15 protein-coding genes are annotated in these 15262 nt (G+C 64.5%); 11 read left to right on the top strand and 4 right to left on the bottom strand.

Annotated features, from left to right (window positions below; genetic code table 11):
- The coding region (locus tag PMI40_RS22785) for a methyl-accepting chemotaxis protein (RefSeq protein WP_008120457.1) at positions 1–1484 on the bottom strand (1484 nt) is incomplete at its 3' end.
- Positions 1485–1838: 354 nt separating this feature from the next.
- Here PMI40_RS22785 and dapC point away from each other — a divergent pair.
- From dapC to PMI40_RS22745, 8 genes are all read left to right on the top strand, one after another.
- Complete coding sequence (gene dapC / locus PMI40_RS22780; RefSeq protein WP_040502740.1) at positions 1839–3050, top strand: succinyldiaminopimelate transaminase; 1212 nt, start codon at positions 1839–1841, stop codon at positions 3048–3050.
- A 43-nt stretch (positions 3051–3093) separates the two neighbouring features.
- Positions 3094–3927: a 2,3,4,5-tetrahydropyridine-2,6-dicarboxylate N-succinyltransferase gene (gene dapD, locus PMI40_RS22775; protein ID WP_008120452.1), complete on the top strand. Its 834-nt coding sequence runs from the start codon at positions 3094–3096 to the stop codon at positions 3925–3927.
- A 102-nt stretch (positions 3928–4029) separates the two neighbouring features.
- A complete protein-coding gene (locus PMI40_RS22770; protein ID WP_008120450.1) occupies positions 4030–4383 on the top strand; it encodes an ArsC family reductase in 354 nt (117 codons plus the stop codon).
- Between the two features lie 3 nt (positions 4384–4386).
- Positions 4387–5514: a succinyl-diaminopimelate desuccinylase gene (gene dapE, locus PMI40_RS22765; protein ID WP_008120449.1), complete on the top strand. Its 1128-nt coding sequence runs from the start codon at positions 4387–4389 to the stop codon at positions 5512–5514.
- A 69-nt stretch (positions 5515–5583) separates the two neighbouring features.
- Complete coding sequence (gene prmB / locus PMI40_RS22760; protein WP_008120447.1) at positions 5584–6474, top strand: 50S ribosomal protein L3 N(5)-glutamine methyltransferase; 891 nt, start codon at positions 5584–5586, stop codon at positions 6472–6474.
- Between the two features lie 26 nt (positions 6475–6500).
- Positions 6501–8468, top strand: coding sequence for an ATP-binding cassette domain-containing protein (locus tag PMI40_RS22755; protein WP_040502738.1), 1968 nt, complete (start codon positions 6501–6503; stop codon positions 8466–8468).
- 136 nt (positions 8469–8604) lie between these two features.
- A complete protein-coding gene (locus PMI40_RS22750) occupies positions 8605–9408 on the top strand; it encodes a cystine ABC transporter substrate-binding protein (protein WP_008120442.1) in 804 nt (267 codons plus the stop codon).
- A gap of 109 nt (positions 9409–9517) precedes the next feature.
- Positions 9518–10177: an amino acid ABC transporter permease gene (locus PMI40_RS22745; protein WP_008120440.1), complete on the top strand. Its 660-nt coding sequence runs from the start codon at positions 9518–9520 to the stop codon at positions 10175–10177.
- A 179-nt stretch (positions 10178–10356) separates the two neighbouring features.
- Here the strand turns inward: PMI40_RS22745 and PMI40_RS22740 are convergent, their stop codons facing one another.
- On the bottom strand, positions 10357–10638 hold the full coding sequence (locus tag PMI40_RS22740) for a hypothetical protein (protein WP_008120437.1): 282 nt from the start codon (positions 10636–10638) through the stop codon (positions 10357–10359).
- A gap of 170 nt (positions 10639–10808) precedes the next feature.
- On the opposite strand from PMI40_RS22740, the gene ompR reads away from it, so the two are divergent.
- Genes ompR through PMI40_RS22725 form a run of 3 tightly spaced genes read left to right on the top strand, consistent with a single transcriptional unit; the run spans position 10809 to position 13510 of the window.
- Positions 10809–11570, top strand: coding sequence for a two-component system response regulator OmpR (gene ompR / locus PMI40_RS22735; protein ID WP_008120435.1), 762 nt, complete (start codon positions 10809–10811; stop codon positions 11568–11570).
- Between the two features lie 34 nt (positions 11571–11604).
- On the top strand, positions 11605–12966 hold the full coding sequence (locus PMI40_RS22730) for a sensor histidine kinase (RefSeq protein WP_008120433.1): 1362 nt from the start codon (positions 11605–11607) through the stop codon (positions 12964–12966).
- Entirely contained in the window at positions 12959–13510 is a 552-nt protein-coding gene (locus tag PMI40_RS22725; protein WP_008120430.1) for a flagellar protein FlhE, read from the top strand. The genes PMI40_RS22730 and PMI40_RS22725 overlap by 8 nt, the downstream gene beginning before the upstream one ends.
- Before the next feature lie 27 nt (positions 13511–13537).
- Here the strand turns inward: PMI40_RS22725 and radA are convergent, their stop codons facing one another.
- The gene (gene radA, locus PMI40_RS22720; protein ID WP_008120428.1) at positions 13538–14923 is read right to left on the bottom strand and encodes a DNA repair protein RadA; all 1386 of its coding nucleotides are present in this window, start codon (positions 14921–14923) and stop codon (positions 13538–13540) included.
- Positions 14924–14941: 18 nt separating this feature from the next.
- A partial coding sequence (locus PMI40_RS22715; protein ID WP_008120426.1) for an alanine racemase C-terminal domain-containing protein occupies positions 14942–15262 on the bottom strand: 321 nt, incomplete at its 5' end.

Below are 15262 nucleotides of genomic sequence, written 5' to 3'. Positions count from 1 at the left end.
GCGGCAGCGGCGGCCTGTTCCACCAGCGCCGCATTCTGCTGCGTGACCTGGTCCATCTGGCCGATGGCCTGGTTGACCTGTTCGATGCCGTGACGCTGCTCTTCCGAGGCAGACGAGATTTCACCGACGATGTCGGTCAGGCGGCGCACCGCGCCCACCACCTCGCCCATGGTCTCCCCGGCCCGCGCCACCTGCTCGGAGCCGCTGCCCACGCGCTGCACCGAGTCCTCGATCAGTTCCTTGATTTCCTTGGCGGCCTGGGCGCTGCGCTGGGCCAGGCTGCGCACTTCGGACGCCACCACCGCAAAGCCGCGCCCCTGCTCGCCGGCACGCGCAGCTTCGACCGCCGCATTGAGTGCCAGGATATTGGTCTGGAACGCGATGCCATCGATGACGCCGATGATGTCGGATATCTTGCGCGAGCTCTCGGTGATGCCTTCCATGGTCTGCACCACCTGCCCGACCACGTCCCCGCCCCGGCTGGCGATGTCGGAGGCGCTATTGGCCAGCTGGCCGGCCTGGCGCGCGTTGTCGGCGTTCTGCTTGACCGTCGAGGTCAGCGAGTCCATGTTGGAGGCGGTGCTGGCCAGGGAACCGGCCTGTTGTTCGGTGCGCGACGACAGGTCGAGGTTGCCGGCGGCGATCTCGCGCGCGCCCACATCGATGGCGTCGGTGCCCAGGTGGATACCCTTGATCACGGTGGCCAGGCGCTCCCGCATCGATGCCATCTCATACAACAGGCTCTTGGTGTCGCCGGGGCGTGTACTGACCTTGACGGTCAGGTCGCCCGCGGCGATGCGGGTGGCAATGTCGACCGCATAGGCCGGCTCGCCGCCCAGGCTGCGGGTGATACGGCGGATGATGGCCAACATCATGGCCGACACCACGCCGCCCACCACCAGCAGGATCGCCAGCAACTTGAACAGGTCGTCGCGGAACTGGGCTTCGACGTCGTTGATGAACACGCCCGTCACCAGGTACCAATCCCAGGCTTCGTTATGCACCAGGTAGCTCAGCTTGCGGGTGCGGTTGGTATCGTCGGCGCCGGGCAGGCGGCCCATGTATTCGACAAAGCCCTGCTTCTGCTGCTTGCCCACGTTGACCATCTCGACGTAGTACTGCTTGCCGTCGGAATCCTTGCGATCGGCCACGTTCTTGCCAACCACGCTCTTGTTGGTGGGGTGCATCAGCACCACCGGTTGCGAGTCGAACACGAACAGGTAGTTGTCGCCGTCGTAGCGCATGGCGGCGATGCGTTCGAGCGCCTGCTTCTGCGCCTCGTCCTTCGATACCCGGCCGGCGGCGACATCGCCGACGTAGCTGGCGACGACGCCATTGGCCGCCTCCACCACCCGGCGCAGGCCATCCTTGCGTTCTTCGATCATGTTGCCACGGGCGCTGATGGCGGACCAGGCAACCAGTACCAGCAGCCCTACCCACATCACGACCAGGGCTGACAGCAGTTGCGCTTTGAGACTTTTCATTGTTTTTCTCCGGATGGGTTTCTGCGGGGGTGCCAGGCGTCAACCCACGAATTCAGTATTTGGCGAGTCGATACCTTAAGCCATGGACCTGCCACCCTATCCGTCGAATACACGGGCTGGCGCCCCCTTTTTTACGATTGCAGCATCGTTGCGGCCCGCTTGCGAGCGGTTTTGTTACTCCCTGAGCAACGGTTTGCGATGCCAGAGTGTCATGCCCGTCGCACCGCAGGCGCCCATGAATGGTGCCAAATGACGGTATAATCGCTAGCTTTTCCAGCCCCCTTGCACAGGTCGCACGCGCGCGACCTGTCGCCCCGGGGCTTTTCCCTTTGCGCGTCGCGAATCGCTAACTCCGTGAATCCCTTACTCGACCAGTTACAGCCCTACCCCTTCGAAAAGCTCAAGAAGCTGTTTGCCGGGGTCACGCCCGCGGCCGGCTATCGCCCCATCAGCCTGGGCATCGGCGAACCGAAGCATCCGACCCCGGCGTTCATCCAGCAGGCGCTGGCGGACAACCTCGGCGGGCTGGCCAACTACCCGGCCACGCTGGGCAGCGAGGCGCTGCGCGGCGCCATCGCCGACTGGCTCGAGCGGCGCTACGCGATCCCGCGCCCCGACCCGGCGACCCAGGTCCTGCCGGTCATCGGTTCGCGTGAAGCCCTGTTCGCGCTGGCCCAGACCGTGGTCGACGCCAGCCGTGCGGGGGCGCTGGTGATGTGCCCCAACCCGTTCTACCAGATCTACGAAGGCGCGGCCTACCTGGCCGGCGCCCAGCCTTACTTCGTCAACTCCGACCCGGCGCGCAATTTTGCGCCCGACTTCAGCCAGGTACCCGACGAGGTCTGGTCGCGCGTGCAACTGCTGTTCGTCTGCTCGCCCGGCAATCCCACCGGCGCGGTGCTGTCGCTGGACGACTGGAAGGAACTGTTCGCGCTGTCGGACCGCTATGGTTTCGTGATCGCCTCCGACGAATGCTATTCGGAAATCTATTTCAACAACGACCCGCCGCTGGGCGGCATGCAGGCGGCCCAGTTGCTGGGCCGCGGCCAATATCCGCGCCTGATCTCGTTTTCCAGCCTGTCCAAGCGTTCCAATGTGCCAGGCATGCGCTCGGGCTTCGTCGCCGGCGACGCCGAGATCCTCAAGAAATTCCTGCTGTATCGTACCTATCATGGCGCCGCCATGAGCCCGTCCATCCAGGCTGCATCGGCGGTGGCCTGGCAGGACGAGCAGCACGTGGCCGACAATATCGCCAAGTACGTGACCAAGTTCTCGCAGGTCACGCCGCTGCTGCAGGAGGTGCTGGACGTGGCCTTGCCCGATGCCGGCTTCTACCTGTGGGCGCATGTGGGCAAGCGGCTCGACATCGACGATGTCGAATTCGCCCGCCGCCTGTACGCCGAATATAATGTCACCGTCCTGCCGGGCAGCTACCTGGCGCGCCAGGCACACGGCGTCAACCCCGGCGCCGGGCGCATCCGCATGGCGCTGGTGGCCGAGGTCGAGGAATGCCTGGAAGCGGCGCAACGCATCGTCGCCTTCGTCAACCGATTGGCCGTGCGCTGAGCGCATACCACCCTTTTTTACCCAACCGTTCATAGAAATCAACATGACACAGTCCATTCAGCAAATCATCGATCAGGCGTGGGAAGACCGCGCCAGCCTGTCCCCCAAGTCCGCGCCTGCCGACATCCGCAGTGCCGTGGCCGAAGTGATCGCTGGCCTCAACGATGGCACCCTGCGTGTGGCCAACCGCCAGGCCGTGGGCCAATGGGAAGTCAACCAATGGGTCAAGAAGGCGATCCTGCTGTCGTTCCGCCTGGAAGACAACGTGCCGATGTCGGCCGGCACCGGGTATCCGCAGTTCTACGACAAGGTCCCCACCAAGTTCGCCAACTACACCGCCGAAGACTTCGCACGCGGCGGTTTCCGCGTGGTGCCCCCGGCAGTTGCGCGCCACGGCTCCTTCATCGGCCGCAACGTGGTGCTGATGCCTTCCTACGTCAACATCGGCGCCTATGTCGATGAAGGCACCATGGTCGACACCTGGGCCACCGTCGGCTCGGCCGCCCAGATCGGCAAGAACGTCCACCTGTCCGGCGGCGTCGGTATCGGCGGCGTGCTCGAACCGGTGCAGGCCGGCCCGGTCATCATCGAGGACAACTGCTTCATCGGCGCCCGTTCGGAAGTCGTCGAAGGCGTCGTCATCGAAGAAAACTCGGTGCTGTCGATGGGCGTATATATCGGCCAGTCGACCAAGATCTACGATCGCGAAACCGGCGAAGTGCACTACGGCCGCGTTCCTGCCGGTTCGGTGGTGGTGCCGGGCAACCTGCCTTCGAAGGATGGCAAGTACAGCCTGTACGCTGCGATCATCGTCAAGAAGGTCGATGCCCAGACCCGTTCGAAGACCTCGATCAACGAACTGCTGCGCGGCGAGTAATCGTCCACATGGCCCGTGGCGACGGGCCGTTCCCCCACGCCGCGCCGGATGCCATGTTCCCCGGCGCGGCGTCGCATTGCAAGACTGTAAGACGAGGCAAGCATGACAATCACCCTCTACGGCATCCCCAACTGCGACACCGTCAAGAAGGCCCTCACCTGGCTCACCGAGCAAGGCATCGACTACCGTTTCCACGACTTCAAGAAGGCCGGGCTCGACGCCACGCAGGCCCGGGCCTGGCTCGAGGACGTCGAACGCGACGTGCTGGTCAACCGCAAGGGGACTACCTGGCGCGCGCTGCCCCAGGAGCGGCGCGATGCGATCACCGACGATGCCGCCGCCGTGGCGCTGATGGTGGAAAACCCGTCGGTCGTGAAGCGGCCGGTGCTGTTCGACGGCAAGCAATATCACGTCGGCTTCAAGGCCGACCAGTATCAACAACTCTTTGGCAAATAAATCATGAGCAAGACGCTGGCCCTGACCCAGGAACTGATCTCCCTCTCTTCGGTGACCCCCGATGACAAAGGCTGCCAGGCCAGGCTGGCCGAACTGCTCGCGCCGCTGGGCTTCGTGTGCGAAACCATCCAGTCGGGCGAGGTCACCAACCTGTGGGCACGACGCGGCACCGCCCAGCCGCTGGTGGTGTTTGCCGGACACACCGATGTGGTGCCGACCGGCCCACTGGAAAAATGGCAATCGCATCCGTTCGCGCCCACCGTGCGCGATGGCCGCCTGTATGGCCGCGGCGCATCCGACATGAAGACCTCCATCGCGGCCATGGTGGTGGCCTGTGAAGAGTTCACCGCGGCCCATCCCGGGCACCGCGGTTCGATCGGATTCCTGATCACCAGCGACGAGGAAGGCCCGGCCACCGATGGCACCGTGGTGGTGTGCAATGCCTTGCAGGCGCGTGGCGAACAGCTGGACTATTGCATCGTGGGCGAACCGACCTCGGCCAGGACGCTGGGCGACATGATCAAGAACGGCCGGCGCGGCACGATGTCGGGCAAATTGACCGTCAAGGGCATCCAGGGCCATATCGCCTATCCGCAGCTGGCGCGCAACCCGATCCACCAGGCCGCGCCGGCGCTGGCCGAACTGGTGGCCGAGCAATGGGATGCGGGCAACGAATACTACCTGCCGACCTCCTGGCAGGTCTCCAACATCCACGGCGGCACCGGCGCGTCCAATGTGATCCCGGGCGAGGTGGTGATCGACTTCAACTTCCGTTTCTCGACCGCCAGCACGGTCGAAGGCCTGCAGCAACGGGTGCACGCCATCCTCGACCAGCACGGCCTGGAATACGACCTGAAGTGGACCGTGAGTGGCCGTCCGTTCCTGACCCCGCGCGGCGAACTCAGCGACGCGCTGGCCCGCGCCATTCGCGACGAAACCGGGCTGGACACCGAGCTGTCGACCACCGGCGGTACCTCGGATGGCCGCTTCATCGCGCAGATCTGCCCGCAGGTGATCGAATTCGGCCCCCCCAACGACAGCATCCACAAGATCGACGAGCACATCGAATTGCGCTACATCGATCCGCTCAAGAACATCTACCGCAAGACGCTGGAAAACCTGCTGGCCTGAGCCGACCCGTCGCCGCGCGCGGCGGCCGGCCCGCGCCGGGTACAGGCGCCATTACCGAAAGAACCCATCATGACCACTCCCCGCTTGTGCACCGTACGCGACCTGCTGCGCTACGCCGTGACCCGCTTCAACACCGAACAGCTGTTCTTCGGCCATGGCAGCAGCAATGCGCTGGACGAAGCGGCCTACCTGATCCTGCATACGCTCAAGCTGCCGCTGGACCAGCTCGATCCGTTCATGGATGCGCGCCTGCTCGACGACGAGATCGCCGCCGTCATGGCCGTCATCGAGCGCCGCAGCAAGGATCGGGTGCCGGCCGCCTACATCACCAACGAAGCCTGGCTAGGTGCGTATCGCTTCTACGTCGACGAACGGGTGATCGTGCCGCGTTCGTTCATCGCCGAATTGATCCCGCATCACTTCGCGCCATGGATCGACGATCCCGATACGATCCTCGATGCGCTGGACCTGTGCACCGGGTCCGCTTGCCTGCCGGTGCTGCTGGCCGATGCCTTCCCGCAAGCCCGCATCGACGCCGTCGACATTTCCGCCGACGCCTTGCAGGTCGCCCGCAGGAACGTCGACGGCTACCAGTTGCAAGAGCGCATCACGCTGGTCGAATCCGACCTCTATACGCAACTGGAGCCGCGCCGCTACGACCTGATCATCAGCAACCCGCCGTATGTCAATTCGGGCTCGATGGCCAAGCTGCCCGCGGAGTATCTGCGCGAACCGCAACTGGCGCTGGCCGGTGGCGAGGACGGCATGGACCTGGTGCGCAAGATCGTCGCGGGGGCCGCCGAACGCCTCACGCCGCAAGGCATCCTGGTGGTCGAGATCGGCAACGAGCGCGCCTTTGCCGAAGCCGCTTTCCCGGAGCTGGAACTGACCTGGCTGACCACCAGCGCCGGCGACGACATGGTGTTCCTGCTGACGGCCGAACAATTGCAACTGGCTTGATGGCCTACTGAAGATTTCCCCACTAAATGATTCGTTTCCAGCAAGTTTCCCTCATGCGCGGCATCAAGCCGCTGCTCGACAAGGCCGACCTGACCCTCAATCCGGGTGACAAGATCGGCCTGATCGGCGCCAATGGCGCCGGCAAGTCCAGCCTGTTTGCCATGCTGCGCAACGAGCTCCATCCCGACGGCGGCGATATCGATTTCCCGTCCCGCTGGCGCATGGCCTACGTGGCCCAGGAAACCCCTGCCCTGGACCGCCCGGCGATCGAATATGCCATCGACGGCGATGTCCACCTGCGCCAGCTGGAAGCCGAGCTGGCCCATACCGAAGCGCAACCCGACAGCGCCGAGATCGGCAACCGCATCGGTGAATTGCATGGTGCGCTGGCCGACGCCGACGCCTATACCGTGCGCTCGCGCGGCGAGCAGTTGCTGCTGGGCCTGGGTTTCTCGCTGGAACAGATGGAGTTGCCCGTGGCCAGCTTCTCGGGTGGCTGGCGCATGCGGCTGAACCTGGCGCAGGCGCTGATGTGCCCGTCCGACCTGTTGCTGCTGGACGAACCGACCAACCACCTGGACCTGGACGCCATCATCTGGCTGGAGGATTGGCTCAAGCGCTATCCCGGCACGCTGATCATCATCTCGCACGATCGCGACTTCCTCGACGGCGTGGTCAATGTGATCGTGCATATCGACGAGCGCAAGCTCAAGCGTTATTCGGGCAATTATTCGTCGTTCGAACGCCAGCGCGCAGCCCAGCTGGAACTGATGGCCGGCATGATCGAGAAGCAGCAGCGCCAGCGCGCCCACCTGCAGTCGTTCATCGACCGCTTCAAGGCACAGGCGACCAAGGCCCGCCAGGCGCAAAGCCGCATGAAGGCGCTCTCGCGCATGGAAGAGCTGGCGCCGCTGCGGGCGGCGGCCGAGTTCTCGTTCGAGTTTCGCGAACCGCTGGCCGCGCCCAATCCGCTGCTGGTGATGGATGCGGTCGATGCCGGCTACCGCATCGCCGATGGCGACGACACCATCGCCAAGGTGATCGTCAAGGGCATCGACTTTTCGCTGCAGACCGGGCAGCGCATCGGCCTGCTGGGCGTCAACGGCGCCGGCAAGTCGACCCTGATCAAGACCATCGCCGGCGAGATCGACCCGGTCAACGGCACCGCCCGCCTGGGCAAGGGACTGGTGATCGGTTACTTCGCCCAGCACCAGGTCGAGATGCTGCGCCATGACGAGTCGCCGCTGTGGCACATGGTGAAGCTGGCACCGACCGTGCGCGAGCAGGAGCTGCGCAACTTCCTGGGTAGCTTCAACTTCGACGGCACCATGGTGACGGCGCCCATCAAGCCTTTCTCGGGCGGCGAGAAGGCGCGCCTGGCGCTGGCACTGATCGTCTGGCAGCGCCCCAACCTGCTGTTGCTGGATGAACCGACCAACCACCTTGACCTCGAAACGCGCGAAGCGCTGACCATGGCATTGGCACAGTTCGAAGGCACGCTGATGCTGGTGTCGCACGATCGGCACCTGTTGCGTGCCACCACCGACCAGTTCCTGATCGTGGCCGAAGGCCGCCTGCAACCGTTCGATGGCGACCTCGACGACTACAAGGACTGGCTGTTCAAGACCAAGCTGGCCGAGCGCAACGACGCCAAGCCGGCAGCCGTGGCCGCGCCAGTCAAGAAGCAGGCCGAGGTCGCCCCCGCTGGCGAGCGCAAGGAACAGAAACGCCAGGACGCGCAACAACGGCAACAGGCGGCAGCCCAGAAGAAGCCGATCGAGACCCGCATCAAGCGCCTGGACGAGCAGATCGCCAAGCTCAACGCGCGCCGCGCCACCATCGAGACCCGGCTGGCCAGCCCGGATATCTACGACGCCGCCAACAAGGAAGAACTCAAGACGCTCATTACCGACCAGGCCTATTGCGCCCGCGAACTGGATACGCTCGAAAACGAATGGCTGGCGCAGCAGGAAGCGCTGGAGCAACTGGGATAGACAGGCACGACGGGCTTTCGCATAAGCAACTTACATCATTGTCTTAAGCGAGCCCTTGCGCTGCTCGAAATCGAAGGCATCATGGCGACCTGGCTGCATTTTCTGCCGCAGTCATTATCCTGAAAGGAAGCAAGCAATGAACAAGAACTTCAATAAATGGCTGCTGGCGGCCGCCGGCGCGGCGCTGCTGGCATCGAGCCTGTCGGCCTCGGCGGCCGACCTGCTGGAGACCATCAAGAGCCGCGGCACCATCAAGGTGGCGCTGGAAGGCAATTACCCGCCCTTCAATTTCAAGGATCCCAAGACCGGCCAGCTGACCGGCTTCGAGGTCGATGTGGCCAACCTGCTGGCCGCCAGGCTGGGCGTCAAGCCGGAATTCACCACCACCGAGTGGAGCGGCATCCTGGCCGGCCTGGGCGCTGGCAAGTATGACGTCATCATCAACCAGGTCGGCATCACCGACGAACGCAAGAAAGCCTTCGATTTCAGCGATCCGTACACGCTCTCGAGCGCGCAGTTGATCGTGCGCAAGGATGAAACGCGCCAGTTCAATAGCCTTGACGACCTCAAGGGCAAGAAGCTCGGCCTGGGCCAGGGCACCAATTTCGAACAGAAGGCCAAGGCCGTGCAAGGTATCGATGTGCGTACCTACCCCGGCTCGCCCGAATACCTGGCCGACCTGGCCGCCGGCCGCATCGATGCCGCGCTCAACGACAGCCTGCTGGTGAGCTACATCCTGAAGTCGACCAAGTTGCCGCTCAAGGGTGGCAGCCCGGTGGGCGCGGTGGACCAGATCGGTATCCCGCTGCACAAGGGCAACCCGAAATTCCTGGCGGCCCTGAACAAGGCACTGGCCGACATCAAGGCCGACGGCAGTTTCAGGCAAGCTTCCGAAAAATGGTTCGGCATTGACGTGAGCCAGCCGCCGAAAGCACAATGACGCACCGGGCCGCGTTCGGCGCGGCCAATCGATGCGCCATCGCGCCCCGCCGATGGATGCGCAGTCAGACTATCCCCGCCCGGCGGGGATATTTTTTTGAAAGAGCCTCATGGAGATCCTGGAACTGCTGCAACTGGCCGCCCCCACGCTGGCGCGTGGATTGGGCTACACCCTGCTGTTCGCGCTGTCGTCGATGCTCGGAGGCCTGGTGCTGGGATTTACGCTGGCGGTCGCCCGCATCGTGCCGTGGCGGGTGGTCCATTGGCCGGCTGCGATCTACGTCAGCCTGATGCGCGGCACGCCACTGCTGGTGCAGATCTTCGTGGTGTACTACGGCTTGCCCAGCATCGGTATCGAATTCTCGCCGCTGACGGCCGGGGTATTGACGCTCAGCCTCAATGCCGCCGCTTACCTGTCCGAGAGCCTGCGCGGCGCCATCCTGGGCGTCATGCATGGCCAATGGAACGCCGCCTACAGCGTCGGCCTGACGTGGTTCCAGACGCTACGCCTGGTGATCGTGCCCCAGGCCATCCGGGTGGCCGTGCCGGCCATGAGCAATACGCTCATCAGCCTGATCAAGGATTCGTCGCTGGTGTCGGTCATCACGGTCACGGAACTGATGCTGGCCACCAAGGAAGTCATCGCGGTGACATTTCGCCCGCTGCCACTGTACCTGGCGGCGGCGGCCATCTACTGGATACTCAGCCTGGCCTTCGAAGCGCTCCAGCATCGACTCGAGCGCAAGCTGGGACGCGCCCACCAGCCCTAGCCGGCCCGCACGGGGCAGGCAAAGAAACAGCCCGGATGACACTGGTCATCCGGGCTGTTTCTTTTCATTAATTTACGGCAAGCAAATCTTCATCCGTGGGGAATTAGCGACGATTGCGACGGTCACAGCGACCGTGGCCACGAAATCGGTCTCACTGGCTGGCGCCTTGCAGATCCGATTCAACGCTTGACGCGGTAGATATCCTGTCCGACCTCGTTGATCTGGCGACGCAATTCGCGACGCTCGTCGGCACTCAACTTGCCGGCGCGACGTTGTTCCTGCTCCGCAGCCATCTGGTTGCGATGATCGGCCTGGCTGAATTCACCGTTGGGATGCCTGAAGTCACCGGGCGGCCCTTGCATCGGCCGACCGCCCTGCGGCGGACCGGCCAGCGCCGTGCCAGAGGCACCACACGCCAGGGCCACGGCCAGACAGAGCTTGTTGATGACAGCAATCTTCATAACGCGTTTTTCCACAAGTTCCAGGAATCGAAACGATGATTTTCGAGATGATTCCAGTGTAGGTCGCCGGGCGCGATGGTATAAGATGATTAACGTAAGGGATGTAACAGTTTGTATCGATTCCTCGGCGGCATATTGCTCTAAATTGCGAAGACGCTACCATAGGCACCATGAACTCTACCCTCAGCAATAATACTAATACGACAACACCCGCCAATCAATTCAAAGTCCTGGTGGTCGACGATGACATTCGCCTGCGCGACCTGTTGCGCCGCTACCTCACCGAACAGGGTTTCAACGTGGTCACGGCCGAAAATGCCCAGGCCATGAACAAATTGTGGATCCGCGAACGCTACGACCTGCTGGTGCTCGACCTGATGCTGCCGGGCGAGGACGGCCTTGCCATCTGCCGCCGCCTGCGCGGTGCCGGCGACCAGACCCCCATCATCATGCTCACCGCCAAGGGCGAGGATGTCGACCGCATCATCGGCCTGGAGATGGGCGCCGACGACTACCTTCCCAAGCCATTCAACCCGCGCGAGCTGGTGGCGCGCATCAACGCGGTGCTGCGTCGCAAGGGCCCTGACGAGCTGCCCGGCGCGCCGTCCGAAACCCCCGAGACGTTCGAGTTCGGCGATTTCGTGCTGGACCTCGGCACCCGCACGCTCAAGAAGAGCGGCGAGACCATCTCGCTGACCACGGGCGAGTTCTCCGTGCTGAAGGTATTCGCGCGCAACGCCCGGCAACCGCTGTCGCGCGAGAAATTGATGGAAATGGCGCGCGGACGCGAATATGAAGTGTTCGACCGCAGCCTCGACGTCCAGATCTCGCGCCTGCGCAAGCTGATCGAGCCGGATCCGGCCAACCCGCTCTATATCCAGACCGTGTGGGGTCTGGGCTATGTCTTCATCCCCGAAGGAAAACCGCGCTGATCCCCGCTGCCAGCGCGCCGCAGCAGGCCCTCCGATGAAAGTACGCTCCCAGTCGGGATGGTTCAGCAATGGACTGTTCTGGCGCACCTTCTTTCTGCTGACCTTCCTGATCACCGCCAGCATGGTGGCCTGGGTGGCCAGCTTCCGCATGGTCGAACGCGGTCCGCGCGCCGAACAGCTGGCCGCGCAGATCGTCTCGGTGGTCACCATCACGCGCGCGGCATTGACCCACTCGGCGCCCGAGATGCGGCGCGAACTGCTGTTCGACCTGGCCAGCAACGAGGGCATCCGCATCTATCCGCTGGAAAAGAGCGACCGCGTGATGCCGCCCGAGGACTCGCCCATGGTGCCCGAGCTCGAATACTACGTGCGCCAGTCGCTGGACGAGAACACCCTGTTCGCCTCCAGCGTCAACGATGTCGACGGCTTCTGGATCAGTTTCAATATCGACGACGACCGCTACTGGCTGATGCTCGACCGTGGCCGGCTGGACCGCACCTCCGGCCTGCAATGGCTGGGCTGGGGCTCGATCGCGCTGTTCCTGTCGTTGATCGGGGCCGGCTTCATCTCGACCCTGATCAACCAGCCACTGGCGCGCCTGACCGCGGCCGCCCGCGCCATCGGCAAAGGGCGCCAGCCCGAGCCGCTGCCCGAGGCCGGGCCGACCGAGATCGAAGAAGCCAATCGCAGCTTCAACCAGATGGTGGCCGATATCAACCGGGTCGAATCCGATCGCGCCCTGATCCTGGCGGGCATCTCGCACGACCTGCGCACGCCGCTGGCACGCATGCAGCTCGAAGTCGAGATGGCGACGCTGTCCGATGAAGCGCGCGATGGCATGCATTCCGACCTGGCCCAGATGGACAGCATCATTGGCCAGTTCCTCGACTACGCCAAGCCGTTCGACGCCAGCAACCTCGACAGCGTCGACCTGTCGTCGCTGTTGCAAGACGTCATCGCCAGCGCCACGCGCCTGCCCGACGTCAGGATCACCAGCCAGATCGCGCCGACCAGCGAGGTCGCCGGCAACGCCACCGAACTGGCCCGGGTGTTCAACAACCTGGTGGAAAACGCCCGGCGCTACGGCAAGACGCCCGACACCGATTGTGCCGAGATCGAGCTGCGCACCCGCAACGAAGGACACCACGTCATCATCGACATCAGCGACCACGGCCCGGGCGTGCCCGAGAGCGAGTGCGAGCGCCTGCTGCGTCCGTTCACGCGGCTCGACGACGCCCGCGGCCAGGCCAACGGCTCGGGCCTGGGACTGGCCATCGTCAATCGCATCGTGTTGCGCCATAACGGCAAGTTGCTGCTCAAGGGCCATGACGACAGGCATGGCGGCCTGCTGGTGCAGATCACGCTGCCGCTGATGCATCACCGCCGCCATGCTTGAGCCGCGCCTGCTGGGCTGGTGTTGCCTGATGTGGGTGGCCGGCACGCACAGCGCGTGGGCGCAAACGGTGGAACGCAATCTGAGCGTCACGCCCCATGCCCGCGCCGCGCGGCCGCTGGTGATCATCGGCCCGGTACAGCCGGCGCCGCCACCGGCAAGCCCGCCCGCCGCCGCCCATGGCGGCGCCATCGGCTCCTATGCGGCCGATGCGCCGGGGCCGGACATCCGTGCCAGGAACGTCGACTACACCACCCCTTTCAGCGTGATCGAGCGCGTACCCGACGGCGCCACCATCAACCAGGTCGCATGGCGCTATGCCATTGCCGGCAAGCCGCCTGGCTTCGAAGCAGTATTGTGCTGGAAGGACGCCGCCACCTGCTGGACCGTGACCGATACCAGCAGCGGCAGCACCCGTTTCTTCAACGGCCGTGACGCCACCCAACCCTTCACCCTGCATTACCGGGTCCGTGGCAGCGGATCGCTGGCACCGCTCAAGGGCGAGATGAACCAGGTCATCGTGACCTACGACATACCGCGCCCGTAGGCGCGGCCGGCACCCGGCACCCTCTACTCAGTCGTCCAGCTCGTCGATTTCGCGCGCGCGCTGCAGGGCATCGTCGATGCGCTCCACCGCAATCACCCGGAGCCCCTCGATGGGCTGCTTGGGCGCATTGGCCTTGGGAATGACGGCAATCGAGAAGCCCAGCTTGGCGGCTTCGCGCAAGCGCTCCTGGCCGCGCGGTGCGGGCCGGATCTCGCCTGCCAGGCCGACTTCGCCAAACACCACCAGCCCGCGCGGCAGGGGCTTGTTGCGCATCGACGAGTTGATCGCCATCAGCACCGCCAGGTCGGCCGCCGGTTCGGTGATCTTGACCCCGCCCACGGCGTTGATGAAGACATCCTGGTCGAAGGCGGCGATGCCGGCATGCCGGTGCAACACGGCCAGCAGCATCGCCAGCCGGTTCTGCTCCAGGCCCACCGACAGGCGGCGGGCATTGGGCACGTGCGACGTATCGACCAGCGCCTGGATCTCGACCAGCAAGGGACGCGTGCCCTCCTGGGTCACCATCACGCAGGAGCCCGGAACCTGCGTGTCGTGCTGCGACAGGAACAGCGCCGACGGGTTCGAGACGCCCTTGAGGCCCTTGTCGGTCATGGCAAACACGCCCAGTTCGTTAACCGCGCCAAAGCGGTTCTTGAAGGCACGCACCAGGCGGAAGCTGGAATGGGTGTCGCCTTCGAAGTACAACACCGTGTCGACGATGTGTTCCAGCACCCGCGGCCCGGCCAGCGCCCCCTCCTTGGTCACGTGGCCGACCATGATGATGGTCACGCCCGAGGTCTTGGCCGCGCGCGTGAGCTGGGCGGCGCACTCCCGCACCTGGGCCACCGAACCGGGCGCCGAGGTCAGCGCATCCGAATAGATGGTCTGGATCGAGTCGATCACCGCCACTTCGGGCTTGTGGGTGGCCAGCGTGGCGAGGATCTTCTCCAGCTGGATCTCGGCCTGCAACTGCAGCTCGCCCGCATCCACGGCCAGTCGCTTGGCGCGCAGCGCGATCTGCGCACCGGACTCTTCGCCGCTGACATACAGGGTTTTCTTGAGACGCGAGATGTTGGCCAGCGCCTGCAGCAGCAAGGTCGACTTGCCGATGCCCGGATCGCCGCCGATCAGCGCCACCCCGCCCGGCACCAGGCCGCCCCCCAGCACCCGGTCGAATTCATCGATGCCGGTGGTGAAGCGCGGCACGTCGATGGCATCGATATCGGCCAGGGTAAGCACCGGCGCGGTCTGCGCCAGGCTTTGCGGCTGCGCCGAATAACGGTTGCCACCGGAGGCCTCGACCACGGTCTCGACCAGCGTGTTCCATTGGCCGCAGGCCGGACACTGTCCGGCCCAACGGGTGGTGACGCCACCGCATTCGGTACAGGTGTAATTGGTTTTTGCCTTGGCCATGCCTGGTTCTTCCCGGGGTTATTGGACTTCGCGAACGGTCACGCGTGGCGCCAGTGCGCACATCAATTCATAGCCGATGGTGCCGGCGGCAAACGCCACTTCGTCGATCGGCAAGCCCTCGCCCCACAACACCACGCTGCTGCCCACGCCGGCGCCCGGCACCGGCGACAGGTCGACCGCCAGCATATCCATCGAGACCCGCCCGACCGTGGCGGTGCGTACGCCGTCGACCACCACCGGCGTGCCATTGGGTGCATGGCGCGGATAGCCGTCGGCATAGCCGCAGGCGACCACGCCGATGGTCATGGCGCGATCGGCCACGAAGCGGCTGCCGTAGCC

It is taken from the genome of Herbaspirillum sp. YR522, assembly GCF_000282575.1.
GTDB lineage: Bacteria > Pseudomonadota > Gammaproteobacteria > Burkholderiales > Burkholderiaceae_D > Herbaspirillum.
The sequence above is the reverse complement of the archived record's forward strand: the minus strand, read 5'-3'. Positions and strand labels throughout refer to the sequence as shown.

What these genes read in the sequence shown, in the direction of transcription:
- PMI40_RS22755 (WP_040502738.1), top strand. Translation starts at nt 6,501, where the DNA reads ATGATTCGTTTCCAGCAAGTTTCCCTCATGCGCGGCATCAAGCCGCTG.
- PMI40_RS22770 (WP_008120450.1), top strand. Translation starts at nt 4,030, where the DNA reads ATGACAATCACCCTCTACGGCATCCCCAACTGCGACACCGTCAAGAAG.
- PMI40_RS22740 (WP_008120437.1), bottom strand. Translation starts at nt 10,638, where the DNA reads ATGAAGATTGCTGTCATCAACAAGCTCTGTCTGGCCGTGGCCCTGGCG.
- dapE (WP_008120449.1), top strand. Translation starts at nt 4,387, where the DNA reads ATGAGCAAGACGCTGGCCCTGACCCAGGAACTGATCTCCCTCTCTTCG.
- ompR (WP_008120435.1), top strand. Translation starts at nt 10,809, where the DNA reads ATGAACTCTACCCTCAGCAATAATACTAATACGACAACACCCGCCAAT.
- dapD (WP_008120452.1), top strand. Translation starts at nt 3,094, where the DNA reads ATGACACAGTCCATTCAGCAAATCATCGATCAGGCGTGGGAAGACCGC.
- PMI40_RS22750 (WP_008120442.1), top strand. Translation starts at nt 8,605, where the DNA reads ATGAACAAGAACTTCAATAAATGGCTGCTGGCGGCCGCCGGCGCGGCG.
- radA (WP_008120428.1), bottom strand. Translation starts at nt 14,923, where the DNA reads ATGGCCAAGGCAAAAACCAATTACACCTGTACCGAATGCGGTGGCGTC.
- PMI40_RS22725 (WP_008120430.1), top strand. Translation starts at nt 12,959, where the DNA reads ATGCTTGAGCCGCGCCTGCTGGGCTGGTGTTGCCTGATGTGGGTGGCC.
- PMI40_RS22745 (WP_008120440.1), top strand. Translation starts at nt 9,518, where the DNA reads ATGGAGATCCTGGAACTGCTGCAACTGGCCGCCCCCACGCTGGCGCGT.
- PMI40_RS22730 (WP_008120433.1), top strand. Translation starts at nt 11,605, where the DNA reads ATGAAAGTACGCTCCCAGTCGGGATGGTTCAGCAATGGACTGTTCTGG.
- prmB (WP_008120447.1), top strand. Translation starts at nt 5,584, where the DNA reads ATGACCACTCCCCGCTTGTGCACCGTACGCGACCTGCTGCGCTACGCC.